Origin of the sequence: Burkholderia sp. BCC1985, assembly GCF_905339915.1 — a bacterium.
Classification (GTDB): Bacteria; Pseudomonadota; Gammaproteobacteria; order Burkholderiales; family Burkholderiaceae; genus Burkholderia.
The window spans coordinates 22,039-44,798 of the sequence record NZ_CAJPGY010000053.1 but is presented as its reverse complement, the minus strand read 5'-3'; the positions used below and the strand labels follow the sequence as shown (position 1 = coordinate 44,798).

20 protein-coding genes, 2 tRNA genes and 1 pseudogene are annotated in these 22,760 nt (G+C 61.3%); 17 read left to right on the top strand and 6 right to left on the bottom strand.

The window, feature by feature from the left end; translation table 11 throughout:
* Positions 1–197: sigma factor-like helix-turn-helix DNA-binding protein (locus U4Z31_RS32705; protein WP_321812523.1), on the top strand; the 197-nt coding region annotated here is incomplete at its 5' end.
* 105 nt (positions 198–302) lie between these two features.
* Here U4Z31_RS32705 and U4Z31_RS32700 read toward each other — a convergent pair.
* Both U4Z31_RS32700 and U4Z31_RS32695 read right to left on the bottom strand, forming a co-directional pair.
* Complete coding sequence (locus U4Z31_RS32700; RefSeq protein WP_057926883.1) at positions 303–506, bottom strand: cold-shock protein; 204 nt, start codon at positions 504–506, stop codon at positions 303–305.
* A 230-nt stretch (positions 507–736) separates the two neighbouring features.
* Positions 737–901 carry an FmdB family zinc ribbon protein gene (locus tag U4Z31_RS32695; RefSeq protein ID WP_174914084.1) on the bottom strand — a complete coding sequence of 55 codons (165 nt, stop codon included), beginning with the start codon at positions 899–901 and terminating at the stop codon, positions 737–739.
* Between U4Z31_RS32695 and U4Z31_RS32690 the strand changes: the two genes are divergently transcribed.
* Entirely contained in the window at positions 830–976 is a 147-nt protein-coding gene (locus tag U4Z31_RS32690) for a hypothetical protein (RefSeq protein WP_321812527.1), read from the top strand. The genes U4Z31_RS32695 and U4Z31_RS32690 overlap by 72 nt on opposite strands.
* Positions 977–1,176: 200 nt before the next feature.
* Here the strand turns inward: U4Z31_RS32690 and U4Z31_RS32685 are convergent, their stop codons facing one another.
* Positions 1,177–2,562, bottom strand: coding sequence for a hypothetical protein (locus tag U4Z31_RS32685; protein ID WP_321812522.1), 1,386 nt, complete (start codon positions 2,560–2,562; stop codon positions 1,177–1,179).
* A gap of 518 nt (positions 2,563–3,080) precedes the next feature.
* Positions 3,081–3,284, bottom strand: a complete 204-nt coding sequence (locus tag U4Z31_RS32680; RefSeq protein WP_321812521.1) for a hypothetical protein — start codon at positions 3,282–3,284, stop codon at positions 3,081–3,083.
* Between the two features lie 376 nt (positions 3,285–3,660).
* Here U4Z31_RS32680 and U4Z31_RS37255 point away from each other — a divergent pair, with 376 nt between their 5' ends.
* The 3 genes and pseudogenes from U4Z31_RS37255 (at position 3,661) to U4Z31_RS37250 (ending at position 5,625) form a co-directional block, all read left to right on the top strand.
* Positions 3,661–3,990 carry a helicase-related protein gene (locus U4Z31_RS37255; RefSeq protein WP_415750321.1) on the top strand — a complete coding sequence of 110 codons (330 nt, stop codon included), beginning with the start codon at positions 3,661–3,663 and terminating at the stop codon, positions 3,988–3,990.
* Between the two features lie 318 nt (positions 3,991–4,308).
* Positions 4,309–4,605, top strand: a pseudogene (locus tag U4Z31_RS32670) (H-NS family nucleoid-associated regulatory protein); the annotation flags it as partial.
* Between the two features lie 651 nt (positions 4,606–5,256).
* The gene (locus U4Z31_RS37250; RefSeq protein WP_415750320.1) at positions 5,257–5,625 is read left to right on the top strand and encodes an SET domain-containing protein-lysine N-methyltransferase; all 369 of its coding nucleotides are present in this window, start codon (positions 5,257–5,259) and stop codon (positions 5,623–5,625) included.
* Between the two features lie 595 nt (positions 5,626–6,220).
* Here the strand turns inward: U4Z31_RS37250 and U4Z31_RS32660 are convergent.
* Positions 6,221–6,583 carry a hypothetical protein gene (locus U4Z31_RS32660; protein WP_321812518.1) on the bottom strand — a complete coding sequence of 121 codons (363 nt, stop codon included), beginning with the start codon at positions 6,581–6,583 and terminating at the stop codon, positions 6,221–6,223.
* Between the two features lie 63 nt (positions 6,584–6,646).
* Positions 6,647–6,922 carry an HU family DNA-binding protein gene (locus tag U4Z31_RS32655; RefSeq protein ID WP_321812517.1) on the bottom strand — a complete coding sequence of 92 codons (276 nt, stop codon included), beginning with the start codon at positions 6,920–6,922 and terminating at the stop codon, positions 6,647–6,649.
* 378 nt (positions 6,923–7,300) lie between these two features.
* Here U4Z31_RS32655 and U4Z31_RS32650 point away from each other — a divergent pair, with 378 nt between their 5' ends.
* The 12 genes from U4Z31_RS32650 to U4Z31_RS37245 all read left to right on the top strand — a co-directional run bounded on the left by U4Z31_RS32650 (position 7,301) and on the right by U4Z31_RS37245 (position 22,743).
* Positions 7,301–7,624, top strand: a complete 324-nt coding sequence (locus U4Z31_RS32650) for an H-NS histone family protein (protein WP_321812516.1) — start codon at positions 7,301–7,303, stop codon at positions 7,622–7,624.
* Positions 7,625–7,775: 151 nt separating this feature from the next.
* Positions 7,776–7,849: transfer RNA gene (locus tag U4Z31_RS32645), tRNA-Gly, on the top strand.
* Between the two features lie 4 nt (positions 7,850–7,853).
* Positions 7,854–7,930: transfer RNA gene (locus U4Z31_RS32640), tRNA-Ile, on the top strand.
* A 1,022-nt stretch (positions 7,931–8,952) separates the two neighbouring features.
* Positions 8,953–11,418, top strand: coding sequence for a TOTE conflict system archaeo-eukaryotic primase domain-containing protein (locus tag U4Z31_RS32635; RefSeq protein ID WP_321812515.1), 2,466 nt, complete (start codon positions 8,953–8,955; stop codon positions 11,416–11,418).
* Between the two features lie 975 nt (positions 11,419–12,393).
* Positions 12,394–13,590, top strand: coding sequence for an FAD-dependent oxidoreductase (locus U4Z31_RS32630; RefSeq protein ID WP_321812514.1), 1,197 nt, complete (start codon positions 12,394–12,396; stop codon positions 13,588–13,590).
* A gap of 33 nt (positions 13,591–13,623) precedes the next feature.
* The gene (locus U4Z31_RS32625) at positions 13,624–15,615 is read left to right on the top strand and encodes a hypothetical protein (RefSeq protein ID WP_321812513.1); all 1,992 of its coding nucleotides are present in this window, start codon (positions 13,624–13,626) and stop codon (positions 15,613–15,615) included.
* A gap of 213 nt (positions 15,616–15,828) precedes the next feature.
* On the top strand, positions 15,829–17,358 hold the full coding sequence (locus U4Z31_RS32620) for a ferritin-like domain-containing protein (RefSeq protein WP_321812512.1): 1,530 nt from the start codon (positions 15,829–15,831) through the stop codon (positions 17,356–17,358).
* 9 nt (positions 17,359–17,367) lie between these two features.
* Positions 17,368–18,807, top strand: a complete 1,440-nt coding sequence (locus U4Z31_RS32615; protein WP_321812511.1) for a hypothetical protein — start codon at positions 17,368–17,370, stop codon at positions 18,805–18,807.
* Positions 18,797–19,660: a hypothetical protein gene (locus U4Z31_RS32610; protein WP_321812510.1), complete on the top strand. Its 864-nt coding sequence runs from the start codon at positions 18,797–18,799 to the stop codon at positions 19,658–19,660. Before U4Z31_RS32615 ends, U4Z31_RS32610 begins: the two co-directional genes overlap by 11 nt.
* Positions 19,650–21,077, top strand: a complete 1,428-nt coding sequence (locus U4Z31_RS32605; RefSeq protein WP_321812509.1) for a radical SAM/SPASM domain-containing protein — start codon at positions 19,650–19,652, stop codon at positions 21,075–21,077. The genes U4Z31_RS32610 and U4Z31_RS32605 overlap by 11 nt, the downstream gene beginning before the upstream one ends.
* Positions 21,078–21,091: 14 nt before the next feature.
* Entirely contained in the window at positions 21,092–22,615 is a 1,524-nt protein-coding gene (locus U4Z31_RS32600; RefSeq protein ID WP_321812526.1) for an NAD(P)/FAD-dependent oxidoreductase, read from the top strand.
* Positions 22,600–22,743 (top strand): hypothetical protein, encoded by a 144-nt coding sequence (locus U4Z31_RS37245; RefSeq protein WP_415750319.1) that lies wholly within the window; start codon positions 22,600–22,602, stop codon positions 22,741–22,743. Before U4Z31_RS32600 ends, U4Z31_RS37245 begins: the two co-directional genes overlap by 16 nt.
* The last annotated feature ends 17 nt before the right edge of the window (positions 22,744–22,760 follow it).

Here is a 22,760-nt window from a genome sequence, read left to right as displayed (position 1 = left end):
ACGGGTTGTCGCCGCGCGAGGCCAAGGTCCTGCGGATGCGATTCGGGCTCGACACGACTTCTGATCACACGCTCGAAGAGGTCGGCAAGCAGTTCGACGTGACCCGCGAGCGGATCCGTCAGATCGAGAGCAAGGCGATGCGCAAGCTGATGCATCCCAGCCGTGCAGACAAGCTCAGGCCCTTTCTTGAGCGCTGAGGCAAGCCGGGCGTCGTATCCCTTCGACGCCCGACTCCAGACTTGCAGCGATCACGCGCCGGCCTGATCGTTGTCCTGACCGGACGTGTTCGCTGCGGGGAAAACTTACAGCGGCTTGATGCTGGCGGCCTGCTTCCCCTTGGGGCCCTGCTTGACCTCGAAGCTGACCTTCTGGCCCTCCTGAAGCGATTTGAAGCCACTTCCCTGAACCTCGGAGAAGTGCGCAAACAGGTCTTCGCCGCCGTCATCCGGCGTGATGAATCCGAACCCCTTCGTATCGTTAAACCATTTGACGGTACCCGTTGCCATACTCTGAACGCTCCAAGGAAATCGGTGGTAAATGATGCGACTGGCCTGCGCCAGACAGCGGCTACCTTGTATCACGAGGGGGCTGTCACTGACAATCCAGATTTTCTGTAAGCCACGCTGGCATAGCCGACGCAAACCCCTCAAAATCCTCGTTGAACCAGACGCACTGCCTCGTAAGCGATTTCGGCGTTAGAGCCTAGCGAACGGGAAAATAGAGTCGACAGTCTGGATCAACTCTTTCTTGACGTCTTCGCGACAAATGGCGTCGGTACGTGTTGAACCTGTTCGCTTCCGCAATGAGGACAAGGCGGATGAGCCGATGCATGTTCAGCGAGATGCTCGACGCTTTCGAACGTTTTGCCGCATTTCTCGCAACGGTATTGGTAGGTCGGCATGGCATTCCTCCGGTATCGATGCTGCCCGAGGATATGAGTATGGTTCGTGGCGGCGCGAACTTGATATTGCAGTGAACCCGCATTAATGCGATTGCGAGCGACTTGAGCTGCAACTGCGCTCGATCGCACGAACCTCCGTCACCTGTTCATGCCCCCCGGGCACACGGGCGATCAAGCGTTTTGGGGTTTTGACGCGTTGCATAGTGCGCCGGGCGCCCACCTCGAAGCGCTTTATTCGTCATGGCACGAAGGGAGCTCGGCATGCTGCCGCCGACTCACAACAGAACCGCTTGCTGCAAAAGCTCGAGCGCTTTCAATTCGTCCAGTCGACCCGTGCGAGCTTTACCTGCTAGCGTCTTGATCAGTGCCTCCGCTATCGGTGCAATACCATCGAGATTGTCCAGGCTGGTCACGGAAGAGAAGGGCGGCAGTACTGGGTCCCGCTGCGGTATCGCGGAGGCGGGGAGCGGCTCAAGGGTTGCCGGTGTGGTAGCGGGGGTCTCGCCATTACTTACGTCAAGTGTGCGACCGGCAAGATCGTCGGAGAAATCTCGTCCATGATCTTGCGGGCTGACGACGGCCGTCTCTTTCTCTCCTGCGACGTCCGCTGAAACAGGTGGGAGGCTTTCCGAATCACCCAGGGCGCCCGCGCGCGCGCGCCCCTTGTACGCTTTCTCGTCGGCGAGCTTTCCTGGCACGCCATCGCTTGTTGCGACGGCAAGCGGCTCTTGTTGTTCAAGGGGTACGCGACCGCGCGATGCAGGCGTAAGCATTCGCGACACCGACTCTGGGATCTCGGCTTCGGAGCGCGGCGTGTCCAACCAGCCACTTGGCAATCCAAGTCGCTCCGTGAATCGGTTTGCTTCCACACTGTCCATGCGCTTCTTGCCATGTAGCCGATGGGCCATGTTGGATCCACTCATCGCCATGACCACACCAAGTCGTACTTTCGATCCGTTGCGACTGGTGAGAACGTGGAGGTTAGCGCGTCGGATGTTTTCTACCTCGGCGCTGTCGCTCAATGCCAGCGATTGCTGTTCGGGCGTTTTAGGAGAACGCTTGTATTTCGATGGCGAAGCTTTTTGCGGCGCGTGGGGATTAGGCTGTTCGACCATTTCGCTTTGACGGTGCTTGGCGGCCCTGGACGCTCGTCCAGCTGCTTTCTTTGGCATTTTCGCTTCCTCGGACAAACTATCTTTAAGAACTGATTGTTGATCGACGCTTAGGGCCGAAGACGGCTTAAGTGCTTCAGACTCTGCGCCTTGTCCGTCGTCCGTTTGAATGAAGTCGAGCGGTAACTTCAGACGAGCGATGGTCTCGGCCGCGAGCGCAGGATTGGGATGGTCAAAAAAGCCATGCGGCAACCCAAGCGTGGTTTCCATGTGAAAGGCGGTCTCGGGTGTGAACCTCTCGCCCTTCATCAGTTCGCCGACTCGCGTCATGGTCGATTCAAGCGCGATCGCGATATTTTCTGCGCCTACCGTATCGACCAGAAACTGAAACGATCGTGTTTTGAAAATGGAGGCAGTCTGGGCGGCATCTTGAGGAGGTGTCTTCACATACGGTTGTCCCTGCCGATTGGGCGGGGATTTTTTTACGTGGCGAGATTGGCGTTGGCCGCTGTCCCGAGATCCCGCATATCGCCCGCGGGCTTGACTCATAAAGTAGGGCTCCATGCGATCATTTTGAATTTTCCATTATAGACGGGACGATGTTGGCACTTGAAGCGTCAGTCGCTCCACGGGTCGAAAATGTACGCCCTGGATGCGATTCAACAGCGTCGTCCGGTCGCAGCACCGCATGGCGCCAGCGTTCGCATAATCAACCGCGATCCGGTAAAGCGTCGCCTGTACGATATCCCATAGCCTCTAGCGCTGCCCGTGACAGGAAACCCATCCACGATCGATGCGCGCCGGTCCACGTTCGGCCCAAGAGCGTGAGGTCGAGACGGTTTCCGATTCTTCACGGAATCGCGGCGTTGAGCGACAGCTTGCCGGGGCGCTTGCGCGCCAATGCGGCGAATCCCCATGTTTCATACAGCCTGTCACGATGCTTCCAGGGGTATGAACAAGTTGTGCGCTTAGATCGACAGTCCACCGGGAGACGCAGCTATCTGCCCATTCGGACGGCGCCTCCAGGCGATGAGAATTCATGATTAGGCTGCCGTGGGACCGTAGGCTTAGTCCGTTACGACGATCTCCATCTCGTCGGCCGGGTCGATCTGAAATTCATTTATCCGGCATGCACGGACGTCGAATATCAGGCGATTCAGCGCTTCAAGCTGTGCGTCAGTATCGTCGACCGACATTCCTGCAGCCCGGTCGATGGCAGATTGGCGTGCATCGAGCAATAGCTTAAGCGCATTCGATCGCTTCATGAACATGCGATTTGTCACGCGTCACCTCAATTTTGCGCGGCGACGACACGGCGGTCAGGCCAACTGGCCCAAGAATGACGAGCTCAGCGACATCATAGGCCTACACCGCATACAACCCGTCTCTTCCACGGGAGCAATATTTTCATTGCGTCAATCAGCCCGCTTCGAGCGGGCTCTCGCACATTCAGCATATGAATTGAGGTGCAATATGGCAAGCTACGCAAAACGTCGAGCCGACGGGGCTCGGCTAAGGAAAAGGCGGCGCACGTGGTGGGGCGACTGGCGCCAAAGCCGACAAGCAGCTTAGGCGGCTGATCGACACATCGACGCCATTTAGCTGCTGGATGTGCGGCAACGCCCGGCGCTGCGTTGACGAGCGCCGGTGGCTTCAAGACGTAGGCGACGAGTCCGAGTCCGCATAGGCGGTTGCTCATCGTTACAGTTCCGAGGGAGGGGCGCACTGCTACGCGGCTGGCTTGGCGAGCATTCCGGCCGCACACCGCCGTTCCTGCACGGCGGTGTGGTGCAGAAAAAGCGCGACGATATGGTTCTGCACCTCCAGCACGATCGCACCGAGCGGGTGTTCCTGCTCTTGCTCAAGGCTGGCGATACTGGGCTGAACCTGACGGCCGCCTCGAGCATCATCTATTTCTACCTCAGGTGGAACCCGGCAATCGAGGCCCTGGCGAACGAACGCACCTACGTTCGCTGAGTTGTAAATAGGTCGATGCGATGAGCCGGTTGCGCGCTACAACTTCTGGACGTTGGCTGCTTGTTGCAACTGGGCGTGAGCCGGGACGATGGCTTTCCTCCATAAATTCTGGAGTTGCGTATCGCCGACGAGTTCGTAACATATGGTTTGAACTCCTTGATTTCGCTTGATTCGGAGGGACGTGTAGATAGGGCTTTATCGATGAAGCGCTGGTTGAAAGTGACTTGCAGGGTAATCTATCAATTCGGTCTGTCTCGATGAGTGGCATAATTCGAGCGTTGCGATCTCTCGCAACCGACAACTATGGGAGAACAGAACATGGCCAATAGCGACTACAAGACGTTGAAGGCGCAACTCTGCGCTTTGCAGGAGAAAACAGAAGCGGCACGCGTTGCAGAATTGGAGGCATTGGTTGCTGACATTCGCGCAAAGGTGGCGGAATACGGAATCACGGCCGAGCAGATTTTCGGTCGTCAACGCGTAGGCAAGGGCAAGAAGGTCGGCGGTCACGTGGCGGCAAAGTACCAGAACCCGAAGACGGGCGAATCCTGGAGCGGTCGAGGCCGCGCGCCGGCGTGGATCAAGGACGTGAAGGACCGCACTCGCTTTCTCATTGGCGCAGCGGCCGAGACGCAGAGTACCGCTGGCAATGGCGCAGCCCGGGCCGCAGTCAAGAAAGCTGCGGCAAAGAAAGCCGCCGCAAAGACCCGAAAGGGCGACGCGAAATCCGTGAAATCGGTCGGCGCGACCGTGGCTCGCAAAAAAGGGCGCCCGTCGACTAGTGTAGTTGCGGCAAAAAAGACGGGAAGCCGGCGCGCGCCTAGCGTGAAAAAGGCTGCAGGTGCCGCTGTCAAGCCGAATGTCGTCACCGAAGCCGCGAGCGAGTAAGACGGCGGCGGTCAGGCAGGCAGGTGGGTGGCAAGGAGAGGATTGTTCCCTGCCACTCGCTTTTATTGTTTCTTCCTGATGACGTTGCATCGTTTTTCACCTGCTCCGAGTAAATTCGGCCCGGGGTCTAGATGCCACCACAGTTGTGTAGGTGAGTTTGGGATGCCGACATTTTGGCGGATGAATTTGGCCTGCTGGCGACACGATCTTCGGATGGTTTTGCACTCTCAAAGGGTGAAGTACGATCGGCCCGATTCAACTTCCTAAGGTTGACCAAGCATCCGGCTGGCATCCCATCGCGTCCCCCGCATCGTTGTGCGGTGCTCTCCGATCCATGGCCGCGGCGTATTTGCTCGTCGCGACCTGACCGCTGGTGAAATGCTCCTCGAGTACGTCGGTGAGCGCGTTCATTGGGAGATCGCCATCACCAGCCCCCCAGTCGAACCCGCCAATCCGGATCACACCTTTTTCTTCGATCTTGGCGATGGCCGCATCATTTATGGTGTGACAGCGGGAAATTCGTCGCTTTGGATCAATCATTCGCGCGCGCCCAATTGCGAGGAAGAAGATCGAGGCGTCCGGATTTTCATTCAAGTGCCGCGCGCGATCAATGCGGGTGACGAGCTCAGCGTTGATCACGCACTCGTGGTTGAAGGGCGCGTGACGCGTACGATGTGTGATCGATCTGCGTGCCGTTGTGTCGCGTCGACGCGCCGGAACCATGCTGGCCATTCGGAAGCGCCGTAAGCAGGCTGCGAGGGTGCGTAGCCGATGCGATGCAAGGTGTGTGTCTTCCGCTCTGCTTCTGGACGCGATGCGATCAGCAGTGCGCATTCTGGAGCGATCAGGATCGGACCGCCTCATCGTTTCGTGGCGAACGGCCGGGCGGGGTGCTACAGCGAGCAGCTTTGGACTGCATTGCTGGCCACTACTGGCGGATTCTGCGTGGCGTCCGGACAAGGCGTACGAACGTGGTAAAGCCGTGTTTCAGCCAACAGGTTCGCCTATGCGGCTATTTGGCTGAGCCTATCTTCGCGGACAGTGCTGCGCACATTCTCATCGACGAGGCCGCGTGACGATGTCGTTGCCGACGAGTTTACTAAGCCAAACTAAACATGGGGTTGCACGGCAGTGGTGCCATTGTTTTGCTCGCCCATCACATGCGCGCTTCGTGGGCGATCCAGCATGCGGCAATGGGGATGATCTAGATATGGCTTGGACGGGGGGCCACGGTGCCGCCCTGCCGAGGATCGGGAATCGGGAATCGGAGACGAGGCCGTTCCGGCCAGGAATCACTTCAGCCGCTGCTCGGCGCCAATCACCTTGTAACGTGGGGCAATATTCAGTTGCCAATCATGCAGCACGAGGGGCCGTTCAAATGCTGACACGGCGTCCGCTGCGAGGATCCACTCATTCGACTCTCGGCATGCATGTGCGTGGCCGCGACCGCGTGCTCGACTGCCTTGTAGCGTTCAACGGGTTCGTCCCCGTACCCAGCCTGCTGCAGGAACCACACGATATACGTGGCACGTATCAGCTCGTTGAAAAGATACTCGTTCCCTTGACCGTCCCGACAGGCCACCAGCGCAAGATGATGTGACAAGGACTGCGTCTGCACCGACGTTTTGTCCAGTGGCAACAACATGATTTTTGTTAAGGTGCGTCGCGGCGCGGTGGGCCGTCCGCGGCTTTTCTTGGAACTCATCTTGCGGCACATCGACCTGCAGGAGAAACCGCCCGCTGGGTGAGGCTGTTGTCTCAATACCGATCAGGTATTCACGGCATCTTTGAATGCTTTGCCGGCGGTAAACTTGACCGTTTTTGCGGCAGCGATCGTGATGGCTTCCCCGGTAGCGGGATTGCGGCCGGTTCGCTCGGCGCGGGCACCCGTGGAGAAGGAGCCAAAACCGATCAACTGCACCGTATCACCCCGGGTGACTGCGTGCGTCACGGCCTCGAGAATGGCATCAACGACGGCTCCAGTGCTAGCTTTGGTGTCGCCGGTGGCAGCCGAAACAGCGTCGATGAGTTCTTGCTTGTTCATTCGTGGATTCCTCAGTCATGTCCGCCCAAAGCGGGTTTGGCCACTACCCTATAACATCTACCGCGGGCAACGCAACTTCTGGATCTTTGTTGCAATTGTAATTTGCTCAACTGAGGTCAACCGGGGGAGAATTACCCGCGTTATACGCGCAGACATTACACGTATCGCTCGCCATGTGCGAGCTGCCGCTATGCTGCGATCTGAATGGACGACGAGGAAGGGCCGGGACTGCGGACGCATGTCATGCGTGCCGTGTAATGGCGGCAAGCCGTCCCGAAAAGGTGCCACCATGATTGGCAGTGGCCAAAACGGATTCGAAAATTGCACCGCGACCGCATGAATTGCGAGCGCGCGGTATCAATGAGCAGATTAATTGCGATGACCAGTAAAATTCAGGCCCTGCACCAGCAACTTGGCCACCTCAATTTGCTTCTTGATGAGGCACGGAAGAAGGAAAAGGCGGCAGTCCTCTCCACGATTCGGGAGCAGGTGAAGGAGTACGGCATCACGGAGGTGGAATTGCTCCGTGCGGCCGGCTTCGTGAAAGACAAGCCCAAGCAGTTGCCAGCCAAATACTACGATCCTTCCTCGGGCAAATCGTGGACTGGACGCGGCGCGTGTCCGAAGTGGCTGGCTGGCAAAAACCTGGATGACTATCTAATCCGCCCGGCCGCAAAGCCTTGGTGGCCAGGGGAAAACTGATAGGCAAGACCCGTCTTTGCGAGTGCAAAGTGCGCGATTGAGCGTATTCGGTAAAGTTGCAGCCTCCGCGATTGGACACTATGGCCCAAGGCCAATCGACGTAAACCAGTATCCTGTTGGCGCCCTGAATTGTGCGAGAATGCGTGCCGCCGCGGGTGTAGCTCAATGGTAGAGCAGAAGCCTTCCAAGCTTACGACGAGGGTTCGATTCCCTTCACCCGCTCCATCATGGGCCCGTAGCTCAGTTGGTTAGAGCAGTCGACTCATAATCGATTGGTCGCCGGTTCAAGTCCGGCCAGGCCCACCACACGAACCCGGATGGTGAACGCGGTAGGCACTGAACTCTTCGCGACGTCGAGCGACGCGACCACCATCGACAGGTGGTGATGAGAACTCCGCGGCAATGCGGCCGTGTCTGTTCGACGGCGGCCTCAACGACACGTTCGGATGCGTCCGGGGAAGTTTCGCCTCCTCCGATCCAAATACGAGCGTGACCCAGCCGCAGTCGACGCCATACACCTCCGATTCCACGTTTCCGGCCGGAGGTATCGCGCGAATGCGCCACGGCTTTAGAAGCTCGAAGCGGACTTTACGTATCCGTTCGCGCCGGCATGCTATGTGGGTGCTCAATCTGTGTTGGAGAATGTCCATCACGTCGACGCGCATGGCTCGACCGCCGATGGCCGTCGACGACGTAATGGAAGTGACACACAACGCGTGTCTCATGGAAATACCTATATGTCGGACACTTTCGAGCTGGTTGCTATCTCCTTGCCGCCCGACATCGCGCCTGAGGCGTTGCCGGCTGCGGTGAAGTCGATGGTTGCCGACTGCTGGCCCGGCATGAGTCGGGGGCAACTCATTGTTCGCGCGCGTCGCCATGCCCTGCGACTCTCGTTGCGTGCGCGCGAAGCCAGCGCCCCGGGTGAAGTCGGGAGGTTCTGTCTGTGCCTGACAGCAGACGGCGAATCCGTGCGTCTCATCGCGCACCTGCGACGTGTTCCCCGCCGACGCAAGCCGATTCGGTCCGGAATACCCGTGAAAAACTCGAGCACACCGCCACGGGATCCGCGTCAGACCTCGCTGTTTTGATAGCGATGCAGTGGTGAGTGCCGATGCGGGAATACATCGGTCGAATGCAGTGCGGCGCCCCACAATTAAAGCTCATCTCGGCGAAAGTGAGCGCCGCCACGTCAGCCGCTGGACACGGGGTGCATCGGTCGAAATGCATCACTCCCTCGCCGAGCTCGATACAATCATCGAATCAGATTGGGGGATATAGCGATATGCGACAACGGACTTGCGCACCTGCCTACCAGCACCATCGGGATGCAGGCGCTGACGGATAATATGGTGATGGGCGAGGGAAAACCACCGCGTGATGACTGGAACAATCTCACGCGTGACGAACTGCTGGCGGAACTGGCGCGTCTTCAGGAAGAAAACGCGAGGCTCGCTGCATTGCTGCCATCACAGGTCCGATCGCAGGGCAAACCCATACGGATCACTCCGTGCGAGCCATCCGCGGCCGCCCGAAACCCTGACATGCCAATGCTGTCGCCGCAGCAGAAGGTGCAGATCTTCCGGCGGTTGTTTCGCGGGCGCACCGATGTTTATCCGCTTCGTTGGGAGAGCCGGACCTCTGGCAAATCGGGCTATGCGCCGGCCTGCGCCAATGAATGGCGGGCCGGGATCTGTGAAAAACCCCGCATCCGATGCGCGGACTGCAGCCATCGCGTGCTGCTGCCGCTCGATGACCAGGTGATCTATGGGCATCTGGCCGGCGATCATACGGTGGGGCTTTATCCGCTGATGTCGGATGGCACTTGCTACCTGCTCGCCGTCGATTTCGATGAGGCGGATTGGCGCAACGATGCGGCAGCCTTCCGCCAATCGTGCCAGGAGCTGGGAGTCCCGGTGTCGATCGAAATCTCCCGCTCAGGCCAGGGCGCGCACGCGTGGATTTTCTTTTCGTCGGCGATCGCTGCGCGCGACGCGCGACGCATGGGCTCAGCAATCATCAGCCACACCTGTGTCCAGACCCGGCAACTCGAACTGTCGTCTTACGACCGGCTTTTTCCGAATCAGGATCTGCTGCCCAAAGGCGGTTTCGGCAACCTGATTGCGCTGCCGCTGCAGAAGCAGCCGCGCGAACATGGATACAGTGTGTTCGTCGACGATGATTTCCAGCCCTACGCTGACCAGTGGGGCTATCTGTCGTCCGTGCATGGGATGGACGGACACGATATCGAGGGAGTGATCTTTCGCGCCACCGGTGGCGCGCACCCACTCGACGTTACGTTTATCACTGAGGAGGACCAAGCCGAACCGTGGAAGCCGTCATGCAGCCAGCCGAAGCGGTTGGCCGGAACGATGCCGGCGTCACTGACGCTGACACTCGCGAATCAGCTGTATCTTGAGAAGGCCTCGCTTCCGCAGGTGTTGCTCAACCGTTTGATCCGGCTGGCGGCTTTCCAGAATCCGGAATACTACCGGGCCCAAGCGCGCGGCTTTAGTGTCTGGGATACGCCGCGCATCATCGGCCGCGCGGAGAATTGCCCGCGCCACATTGCGTTGCCGCGGGGCTGCCTCGATGACGTCACGACGCTGCTACGCGACAACGGCATCGCCTGCGATATTCGGGACGAGCGTTGTGCTGGCGAACCGGTGACGGTTTCGTTCGCCGGCACCTTGCGCGATGACCAGCAGGCAGCGGTAGCCGACCTGTTGCAACACGATATTGGCATCCTGCATGCGCCAACGGCTTTCGGCAAAACCGTGACGGCAGCCGCAATGATCGCGCGGCGCGGCGTCAACACGCTCGTGCTTGTGCATCGTCGGGAGTTGCTCGACCAGTGGCGTGAGCGTCTGCAATCATTTCTTGCACTCGATCCGCGCGCTGTCGGGACAATTGGCGGCGGCAAGTCAAAAGCAACGGGCCTGATCGACATCGCAATGCTGCAGTCGGTCGCACCGAACGGAGCCCGCGGTGAGCTGTTGCGGCGCTACGGTCAAGTTATTGTCGATGAATGTCACCACGTCTCGGCCGATTCGTTCGAAGCCGTGCTCAAGGCTGTCAACGCGCGCTATGTGTTGGGCCTCACGGCGACGCCCGTCCGGCGTGATAGCCAGCAACCTGTGATGTTCATGCTATGTGGGCCGGTGCGCCATATGGCGCGACCACCGGCCAACGCGCCGCAGTTCCTTGAGGTTCTCCCGCAAAGACTCACCGCAGAGGTGGAGGTCGCGAGTGACGCGCCGATCCAGGAGGTGTTTGCGCGTCTGTCGCAGGACAAGTCACGCACTGGCATGATCGCCGATGCAATCTGCGAGCAATACCGACAGGGAAGAAATGTGCTGGTGCTGACCGAGCGAACGGACCATCTCGAGAGCCTGCATCAGGCACTGGAGGATGCGGTCCATCCGTTGTTCGTGCTGCATGGGCGCATGGCCAGGAAGGCGCGCGAGGCGCAACTGACTGCGCTTGGCGTGCTGGGCGATGATGTGCCGCGCGTCGTGTTGGCGACCGGGAGGTTGGTGGGCGAGGGCTTCGACCATCCGGCGCTGGACACGCTTGTGCTGGCCATGCCGATCTCGTGGAAGGGGACTCTACAGCAGTATGTCGGGCGGTTGCATCGAGAGCACGTGGCCAAGACCGGCGTACGGGTGCTGGATTTTGTCGATGGGGGACATCCGGCGCTGCTGCGTATGTGGGAGAAGCGCCAGCGTGGCTACCGGGCAATGGGATACCGTGTGCACGCATGCGGGGAAGCGCTCCAGCTGGTGCTCGGCTGAAATCCGACAGTCTTTTAATTAAAAGGGTCGCATTGATATTGCACCCAAGCATCCGAAGGGCGACCCATCGGCCCGTCGGTTCGCGTTGGCCTACCATCGAACGTATCTTGTCCGGCCGCGTCGACGTTGTCGAGGCCGAGCCGCACGCGGCACGGGTAGGGCGCCGATGGCACTTGGGCCGGAGGCGGCTGGAATCTTTCCGCGATGCGGAGAGAATGCTTTGCGTGCCGCGATCGGCTTCGCGCGTCAAGGGCGGGAAGCTGGGAGTCGGTTGCATGCTAATCCCAAGAGTGGCCGGAACAGCGCGGTGCAGTACTCGAGACCGGTCTGTCCGGAAATCGGTGTGCACTGGGGCCGATGGAACTAATCACGGATTCAAGACGATGGCGAGCGCGATGATACCGTGGTCGCCGCTTGTTCTATCCACAAGAATATCCGAGAGATTCGGACGACTCGGAATGTATCAGCAACATGCGGAATCGGTTCCTCGCACCAGGCGAACTGGATCTGAAAGACGGGAAATGTTGGTGCGATCGCGTGAGGGTACCGGAATCCGCTGACGCAGGAGCAGGAGTTCGAATTGCCCGACACCGAAGGGTGGATGCGCAATGGTTCAGCGAGATAGACCAGAATCGAAACGGCGGACGAGCGCCGTCGGAAGTTCCCGCCGTCGTCGGGGCCGCGGAATTGAACGCAGTTGAGACGTTGCCGTGGGCGCCGGGATTGAGATCTCAACCTCCTGTCAGAATTGCCAGCTTGCTCACATCCGTCGCCAGGCATGTAATTCGACCGCAGCGGCTGGCTAAGCGTGATACGGACGACGTATCGCCAAGCATGAAATTGGCGTATTCAATCCCGCTTTTCAAAGCCTCTCTGAAGCTCGACTTAGCGACTTGGCCATTGCTGCATCAATCGGGACCGTGATCTCGCGGATCGCTGAGATCGATGTGCTTCCAGATGCCCTGGAGCCCCAACATGCACGACGCAACGCATCTCTATGACGTTATCGTTGTCGGTGGTGGGCCCATGGGCCTATCGACCGCCTACCATCTCAGCAAGCGCAAGGCCAGGACGCTGGTGCTTGAGCAATTCACCTTCGTGAACCAGCTTGGCAGCTCGGCTGGCGTGTCGCGCCAGTTCCGCATTCCCTATCCCGACGCCTACATGGTCAAGCTGGTCAAGCAGTCGATCCCCTATTGGGACGAGTTGCAAGGCTTGACGCCGCTGCCGCTCATGGACACGGTCGGCACCTTGTGGTTCGGCGATCCGTCAGTCAAGTCGACAGAGGGCAATATCCCCGCCGCCGAGCAAGCGCTGAAGGCCGAAGCGGTTGCCTATGAAACGCTGGATGCGCGCGAATTGGAGAGGCGTTTTCACTTTCGCAATCTGCCGTCGACGTATACGGGTCTATTTCAGGCGCAAGGTGCCAGCATCGATCTCGCGGCCACGCAGCGGACGCTGCTCGACTGGAATCAGCGCTCTCCCTTCGTGCGGCTGTTGCAGGAGGCGCCGGTCATCGGCATTGAGCGTCGGCAGGGCCTCTTTGAAGTGAAGACTCCGCTTGGGACCTTCAGTGCCGAAAAGCTGGTGCTGACGCCGGGTCCCTATGCCGACGACGTGTTCAAGCTGCTGGGGTTCCGTATCGCGGCGACCTACTGGAATATGGCCTCGGCCTATTACCGCAAGACCCGGCCGGATATCCAGTACCCTACCTGGTTCGTTTTCCAGAACCCGGTGGGCGACAATCGCAACCAGTTCTACGGCTTCCCGGAGGTAGCCTGGAATTACCCAGGCTATATCCGTGTCGCCTCCGATTTCGTCCTCGCGCCGCTGACGTCCCCCGATCAGCGCACGCCCATTCCGAATCCTCAGGAGCTCGCGTTCACTGCCGAGTGGGTCGGCGAGCATATGGAGGGTCTCGAGCCCGTTCCACGCTTCACATCGACCTGCCTCGTTGCACTCAGCAAGATTGCGAACAAGGAGTTGCTGATCGACTTCGCGCCCGACTATGTGCCGAACCACCGCGACATCGTCATCTATGCGACCGGCTGGGCCGGAAAGTTCGTTCCGCTGCTAGGCGAAATTCTTTGCCAGTTGACCCTGGACGGTCATACCCCATTCGACATCTCGCACTTCTCCACCGGCAACCGCTATTTCAACAAGCTGGCCTGAGCGCAGGCCGGGCATCTACGGGAGCAGGACACCATGGCAAGCAAGACCTATTCGATCTTCGGTTGCGGTGCCGCCGGTCTATACACAGCCTGGCGACTGTTGAATGGCCGGACGCGAGCGGGGGGCGACCCGGATCGTCAGTTGCAGCAGGGTGACGTCCTGGAACTCTTCGACTGGGGCAAGTACGATTTTTCGAAGGAATTTCGGGGCACCCGTGCACCCGGTGCCCGGGTCTGCACCTGGCACTACCAGAACGATCCCAATCATTCGTACCTCGAGCTGGGCGGCATGCGCTATTCGCAATGGAACGGCAAAAACGACGGTAAGGCGCAGGGCCACCGGCTGGTCACGACGGTAATCGCCACGCTCGGGCTCGACCGCTATGCCGTGCCTTTCAACGAATCGAGCAATCCCCTCTACTACCTGCGCGCCCGGAATCTCTATCAAAACGATATTTCTTCGCGCACGCCGGCGCCGTACGCGGCCAACAACTTTGCTGCCGCGACCACGCCCGACCAGGGCTTCGCCGTCGTCGAAGCGTTGTCGATTACGAGCACCAGTGGTCCGAGCACACGCAAGCAGTGGGACGCGTTTTATCAGCATGGCCGCATCACGGCCGAACTGCCGTCGAGCTCCATCTTCCAGAAAGGCGATTTGCTCAAGGACATCGGCTATTGGAACCTGATGTACGACCAGCTCGGCTCGGAAGGCTATCAGTACGCCGCGGACGGCAACGGATACTCGTCCAACGTGATTAACTGGAATGCCGCGGTCGCCTTCGAGTCGAACAACGAATTCACGCCGGGCAATCAGTACATGACGCTGACGACCGGCTACTCGGGCATGTTTCACGCACTGTTTGCGGCCATCGAGCAGTTGGCGACGCAGCGAGGCGTCACGCTTGAGTATTACCCGAACCAGCGGCTGCGCTCCATCCATGTCGAGAACGGCGTCGTCCATTACACGATCGCGAAGCGGGAAGATCCCTACCGGGAGGCTGCCCGTCGGGCCACGGCGGCCGCCTGGCTGGCCATGCCGCGCGCGGCGCTCGAACAGGTGGCCCAGGGCTCGCGTTATGACGATCGGGGTGGACTGGACGTCCTGAACGACCAGAAGGTCAAGCTCTATCTCGAGTCGGCCATCATGCAACCGTCTTACAAGGTCGGCATGTTCTTCGAGCATGAATGGTGGTTGGACCCGGTTACGCCCTATCCGCCACAGATCAACGGCTATGAAGTAACGGATGCCGTGATCGCGTCGCTCGAGGAACAGGACGTTTCGCCAGTGTTCGTGCAGGCGATGTTCGGTTCGGACACGATCCTGAATGTCCAGTTCGGGAGCGCCGACGAGCTGGTCAAGGCTGTGGAAGAAGCCGCCGGCGAGCGGATGACCGTCAAACAGGAAGCGTTGCTGCTCGCCGTCGCAAAGCGCAACACCATGGGACCGAGCGTGACCGACACGCCGATCCGCATGGTGGTCTACTTCGGCAATAACGCGGCTGACAAGGATGCAAAGCCGGTCTACGGCTTGCTGGCTTCCTACGACGACGAAACCTTCACGACGTTTTGGCGCGAGTTGGAACTCGGGCCGAACGAACAGCGGCATGTGCCGATCGCCGACGATATCCAACCCCTGATCGGGCCGCGCAAGGTGCCCGACAGAATGGTCAAGATGCTGCGAAAGCAGCTGGCGGAATTGCACTTTGGGCCGAACTCGGACTTTGCGAACGTGCCCGAGCCGCTCGAGGCGGCCTATGTCGACTGGTCGCTGCCGCCATTCCGTGCGGGCTACCATGCGTGGGCCGCGCACTACGACATTGCCGACGTCCAGCAAAAAATACGCAAGCCGTCGCAGCTGATCGACGGCAAGGATGCGCCCATCTTTATCGTCGGGGAATGCTACTCGAACGATCAGGCCTGGGTGGAAGGCGCCTATTGCACAGCGGAATCGGTGCTCAACGATTTCTTCGACATCGAGCCGTTGATTGATGATTCGGAATACCCGTTCATCTGCCAGCCAACTTGATTGTTCGGGGCATGCGGTCGAAGTTGAACGTGCCGCGGATCTCTACCGGGAGCTGGGGCCGGGAAAGACGAGCGGGACGGGCGGTGAGGCACCCGCTCGAACGACCGCATGGCTGGTCGAAAGACGTTTGGCACGCGTCAAAACCGAATGACCGGCCATTTTCCGTAGTTCTGCACGACCCTCTTTTTCTGACGCGGGTAATAAGGAGCGGCAATGCAATCTCTCAGACTGTGGCGGCATCTGGCGCCCGGCGGTTCATCCATGGAGCGGCTTGCGCTTGGCGAGCCGGTCGCCGAAGACCCTTCCATCAAGCATCTGCTCAAGCCTGAGCTCTCGACGCGCGATTACGTCACGTATCTGCTGTCCATCGACGCGGAAATCGAGCATTGCCTGATGGTGCAATATCTGTACGCCGGCTATTCGCTGGGCGGGCCGCAGGTGCCGGCGGCGTTTCGCGACACGGTCCGCAGTTGGCAGGAAACCGTCCTCGGCATCGCCAAGGAGGAGATGGGCCACCTGATCACGGTGCAGAACGTGCTGCGCCTGATCGGCTCGCCCTTGCATTTCGAGCGTGACGATTACCCGTGGGATACGCCGTTCTATCCATTCCCTTTCATGCTGGAACCGTTGACGCTGGATTCGCTCGCGAAATACGTCTATACGGAGGCGCCGCTCGATTGGGATGGCGGCGAACTGGGCGAGGATATCCGCCGGCGCGTCGGCGCGCAGGCATCCCAGCCTCATCAGGTCGCCGAGCTGTTTCATACGCTGATTCCGCTCGTCAAGGACCACCTGCCCGATGATGTCTTCCAGGCCGACACCTACCGCTGCCAGGCGGATTTCGCCGAATGGGGGCGCGGGTATAAGGGCGGCCACAGGGGCAACGGCGGCGGTCGCGCCCTAGGCGGAACGCCGGACGTGCTCGTGATGCCCGCCACCTCGCGCGACGACGCGGTGAACGCGCTGGATAAAATCTCCAAGCAAGGGGAGGCGCCCCACGGCAAGGATCCCTCGCATTTCGTGCGCTTTTTGCGGATCTACGTCGAGATGCGTGCGGTCCTCGAAGGCGAGCTGTGCGGCGCCGACATCTGGCTTGCCGCACGCCCCGACGACTTTCTCGAAGAACTCTGGACGGAAGCCTATCCGGCAGCGGCGGCCGAGCTGCACGCGGCGAAGGTAGACGACACTTGGCGGCCTTCGCGGCCCGTCGCGGTCAATCCCTACGTGGCGCTCGACCCCGAGCTCGAGCCGGAGCAGGGCGGCGCACCCGTGACGCCCATCACCGAGCCGGTGACCCAGCTGTGGGCGTCGCTGTTCAACTTGCGCTACCGCATGCTGCTGCAGTACCTGATCCACAGCTTCACGCTCTACGGCGGGCTCAATGCGGCCGGGCAGTTCACGCCGCGCGGCACGATCGTCAATGCGGCGTTCGGCGAGATGTACAACCTGCGCGCGCTCTCGGAGATCCTGATGCAGTCGCGCGTGTCGATCGAACCGGACGCGCAGCTCGCGGGGCCGCCGTTCCAGATGCCCTATACGCTCGACAGCCCGTTCGGCGAGGCAAACCGCTGGCGCGGGCACCTCGATCTGCTCGCGGCCTCGGAGAACCTCGTGGTGGCCTTGCTGGCCAAGACCGATGCCGCACGCCATCCGTATTTGCTCAGTCTGCGCGAAGCCGACAAGAACCTGGCCGCCGTCGCCAGGCGCATCCTGTCCGGCGACGTCGACCTGGCGCTACTCTAGGAGCCGTACATGCCGATACTGGAACTCCGGATTTTGCCGCCCATCGCGGTCGGCAGGCTGGGCGCTGCGGCGACGCCGCTGGAAGCGTTCGACCTCGTCGTTGATCCCGACAACCCACTCGACTTTCGACGCATCGTGCCGCGCACCACGCTGGAGGTGGATCCCGAAAGCGGCGAGATCGTAAAGGCCTATGTGCCCGACACGATTCGCTTCAAGGACGAGAACAAGAAGGTGCGGCCTGTTGCGCCTTTTCTCGAAGTGTTTGCGCGCACGAGCGAGGCACCCGATACGCTGCAGCCGCTCACGCTGCAATTGCTCGCGGCGGAACAACTCGATCTCGACGCGCTGCATTGGGATATCCATCTGGGCAACATCAAGATCTATCGCCGCACCAACGACACGAACGACAAGATCCATGCGAACCTGACCGGCCTCAAGGATCACAAGCGGCACGCGATGCACGGCCATTGCGAGCACTTTCGCCCGGGGCGGCCTCTTCCGCTCGGCCACGTCCAGTTCATCAAGCCGACGGCTCGGTTCCCCGAGATCCGCCTGCGCTACACTCCTGCCGCCGGTCTCGTGTACGGGACGCGGCTGGTGCGCCGCACCTCGGACGACGAACGCGAAGACGAGCTGAAGCCCGATCCCGTCATCGATCGCGACCATCTCCTGCTCTACGCCGAGACGCCGGGCAAGTGGCTCGGCTTCAGGGAGGCGGGCGGCCCCACGAAGGCGCATCCTGCGCCGACCAACCCCGCGCAGATTTTTGCCGGATATGCCGACAAGGATGGCAATCAAGTCAGTTGGGGCTATCTCGACGACGAATGCGATGGCCATGTGCAAGTCGTGCTGACGAGGAAGAACGGCTCCACGCTGCGCGCGCACGGCTATATCGGCGCCGGGCCGCCGGCCTATGCGCCCGATACCATGCCGCTGCGCGTGGTGTCCGACGAGATGGAGCAGATTCTCCACGGCATCGACGTCCCGGAAGAAGAGCGCGTATCGATCGACGAAGCCACGGAGATCGTCCTGCGTGCGCTCGAAACGATCCGCCTCATGAACACCGCCGTCATGAACGGCAACCCGATCAACGGAAGGCTCAACGTCGCGAGCACGATGGTGCGGCAGAACACGGCCGACTTCGAGCGCTATTACGAGCCGATCGCCGCCGAATCGATCGTCGACAATCTCGCGCTGCGCGCGCTGCACGAGCGCGTGTTCAGCACGCTGGCGGCAGGTGGCGCGCCGTGGTTCGCCAAGCTGCTGCGCCAGCCGGAGGACATCGGCGACCTGACCGCCGAGGGCTTGCGCAAGATGCCGGCCCTGATGCGCGGGGCGGATGGCCGTAGCCTGACGCTCACGCGCCGCCACATCAACCTGGTGATCAAGGCGGCGCGAGACGCGATGTTCGGACAACCTGATCCGGAGGGAGACAAGCATGTCGGCTAACGATCCGAACGTTCCGAAAGACCTCGAGCGGCCTGGCAACGGGGAGATCCGCGCGTCCAACCTGACCGCGCAGATTCACCATCGCGGCGTGGGCAACCCGGTCTCGGTGCTGCCGCGCACGGCGATTTCGAATTGCTTCCCGGGCCTGGAGTTCGATTTCCGCAATCTCTGGCGGCGTGCATTCGTAGGCATCACGCTGGTCGAGAACAACAACTACGTCGTCGATGCGGAGCCGGGCTACGAGCATCTCAAGACGCGCCGCCTGCTGAGCTTCGACGGCCACAAGGTCGGCACGATGGTCCTCACGAAAGGGCCGGTGCTGCCAGATGGGGATCCTGTCACGCTGGCGAGCGCGCCCAATCCCAATGCGGTGTCGTTCATGGAGTGGTCGAACTCGATCGCCCGCATCGTGCATTTGCAGGGCAAGTCGGTCGAATGTGAATTCACGGCTCACGAGAACGCCCTGGAAGAGGTGTACTACCACCAAGGCAAAACCGAGACCCTGAAGGCGACGCTCACGCTGAGGCGCTTTTTCGAGGGCGACACGGCCAGCTTCAACCTCGAGATGCTGAAGCCGGGCGAGCTGACGCAAGGCCTCTGCGCGCCCTGGCAGAACGACTATCGCGAATGCGCGTGCTACTACTGGGCCGCGTCCCGACCCGACTTCGTCAATGTCGAGCCGGGCGACGACGGGCTGGCGCGCGGCGACATGTGGCTCTCCAAGCGCCGCACGGGCACGTACGTGCCGGACAATCGCGTCGACACGCGGCTGTGGTCCTACGACGATCTGTTCCGGTCCTGGCAGGAGGATCTGCAATTCGTGATCCGAGGCAAGGATGCCGATGAAACCTGACCCCGCCATCGAACCGCGCGCGGCGACCCGGCTGGCGCCGCTGGCGTCGGCGATGGCGGCGCGCATCGTCGAGGCGTCGCGTCCCCGGCATCCCGGGATCCACGTGGTCGAGGATCCGGAGGGCGCGCAACTGTTGCTCGTGAACGGAAGCCGCCTGTTTCATGTGCCGCACGATCTGCATGACTCGTTTCAGGCGGCGCTCGAGGACGGAGATGCGCAGGCCGTCGCCTCGCTGGTCGCGAGCCGCGGGCTCGACATGCGCCCGGCGATCGACGACGAGCCTTTGACCGAGATGCCGGTGCATGCGTTGTCGCTTGCCGTCGCGCAGAAATGCAATCTCGGCTGCACCTATTGCTACGCCCAGCAAGGGGAATTCGGCGGCAAGGCGAAGAACATGCCGCTCGAAACCGCGCTTGCGGCAGTTGACCTGCTGATCGAGCAGGCGAGCGAGGGCGGCAAGATCAATCTTGCATTCATGGGCGGTGAGCCGCTCGCCAATCGCGCGGTACTGCGCGCGGCGACTGTCCACGCGCGGGGGCGCGCCGATGCCCGCGGAATCGGATGCCAATTTTCAGTGACGACGAACGGCAGTTTGCTGCAGGAGGACGACGGGGCGTTCTTCGAAGAGCACGGCTTCGCTGTCACCGTCAGCCTCGACGGGCCCGCACCCGTGCATGACCGCTTGCGTCCATTCAAGGGCGGCATGGGCTCGTTCGATCAGATCGTCGAGCGCGTGACGCCGTTGCTTGCGCGCCAGCGGCGCATGCAGGTTTCGGCGCGCGTGACCGTCACGCCGTTCAATCTCGACTTGCCGAGCACGCTCGATACCTTCGTCGACATGGGGTTCCACAGCGTCGGCTTCTCGCCGCTGCTGCGCGCTTCGAACGGCCGCGCGGAAATGGGCCCGGACGATATGGCGGACATGCTGCAAGGGATGCTCGCCTGCGGCCTCGCATTCGAGCAAAAGGTCATGCGCGGCGAGCGCTACCCGTTCTCGAACATGCAGAACGCGCTGCGCGAAATCCAGCGCGGCACGCATCGGCCGTATCCGTGCGGCGCAGGGGCGGGGTATTTCGGCGTATCCGCCGATGGCGAGCTCGCAGCATGTCACCGCTTCGTCGGCGACGAGGCCGGCGCCATGGGGCATCTCTCCACGGGCGTCGATCAGGCGCGCCAGACGATCTGGCTCGCCGAGCGTCACGTGCACAAGCAACAGCCCTGCAATGCATGCTGGGCGCGCTATCTTTGCGGCGGCGGATGCCATCACGAGGTCCTCGAGCGCGGACGCAGCGCCTGCGATTACATCCGCGGCTGGCTGCACTATGCAATCGGCGCGCACGGCAGGCTCGCGCGCTATGCGCCGGCCTGGTTTGCCGGTTCGCCTGGTGCGTCGTCTAGTGGTGCGGGAACGGCGTGAATCGCACGTTCGACATGCTAGTGACCGGCGCCGGTCCCGCTGGCCTGTGCGTGGCGCTTCGCTTGAACCATCTCGGGCATCGCGTGCTGCTCGTCGAGCGAAGCCCGCTATGGCCTCGTCCGCAGATCGGGGAAGCGCTGACGCCGGGTGTCAGAAACATCATCGACTACCTCGACGCGGACGAGGTGCTCGAATCCATTCCCATCCTCACCGGCAAGCCCACGAGTGTACGTTGGACGAGCGAATCGATCGAGACGGTTGCGCACGACGGCGCCGTCGTGGAGCGCGCCGCATTCGATGCGGCGCTGCTGCGCTTGGCGGTGGCGCGCGGCGTGGAAGTGCTGCGGCCGGCGAGCCTCGCGCAAGTCGACGGAGCGCCCGGTGCCTGGCGCGTGCAAATCGCTACGCCCGACGGGCTGCGGAACGTCGAGGCGCACGTGCTGCTGGAGGCCCACGGGCGGCAGAGCCGGCGCGAGCCGCAGCGCTTGCACGCTGCTCGGCTGTCCACGGTGTGGGCCGAAGCCGCGATGGAAACGCCGGCTGCGCATGCCGATTCCGCCACGCGCGTGGAAGCGCTCGATGACGGATGGATGTGGGGCGCCGCGTTGCCGGGCGGCCGTTATCGCGTTATGTTCACGTTCGATCCCTCCGCGCGCGACGATGCGCTCGAACGCGAGCCGGAGTCTGTCTTGCGCTACGCCTGCACGCGAAGCGCCTTGTTCAAGGACATGGCAGGTTTGCCTTGGTGCGATTCACCGCGCATGTGTGTCTCGACGCCCTACGTCGACGCGCTCTCCTGGCAGGACGGACGCATCAAGCTCGGCGACGCGGCCTTCGCGCTCGACCCGATCTCGTCCTCGGGCGTCGAGAAGGCGATGCGCTTCTCGCTCCAGGCCGCTATCGCGATCAACACGTGGTGCCGGGCAAGCGATCCCTCGGAGCGCGAACTGGCGCAGCTCTTTTACGAATCGCGCCTGATCGAAAGCGCGGCGCGTCACCTCGCATGGACCGCCGGGTACTACCGTCAGGCATGGTGCGCCAAATCGCCTTTCTGGCGCCTGCGCTCGACACCCGCATTGACGTCCGATACGGTTGCGACGTCCTCGCTCGGCGACGAAACCGCGGCGCGCGTAGACCTCATGACGCACGCGCTGCAAGACGAATTGGCGCACGTGCCGTCGAACCAGCCGCAGCCCAGCGAGCCCGCGCCTCCGTTGCCCTTGCACAGTCCGATCTGCTTCGCCCGCAATACCGGCATTGTCGTGGTGCCTTGCGCGACCGGCGACTGCGTGACCGCGCATCCCGCCTTGCAGCATCCGAGTCTTGATCGACCCGTCGCGTTCTGGAATGGCGTGGCGCTGTTTCCGCTCCTCGACATGCTGACGCGGGCAACGCATCCGCTCGATCTGATTGCGTTTCTCGGCAGATCGATGGAAGCGGCCAGGGCGCAACAGCTGCTCGAATGGCTGTGGAGCAAGCAAATGGTCGAGCCCGCTGTCTTCGGCGCGGGAATACCTACGGTATGGCGCGCGAACTGAACATCACCCAAGAAGGCTTCCACTTCGCGCTGCGCGCCTCGGCCGCGAACAGCCTGCCGATCAGCCCAACGAAGCGCGTCGCCAGCAGATCCGGCGTGCGTGCCCCTTTCGGCACCGACTCCTCCTAGACATGCATCCCGTCGTG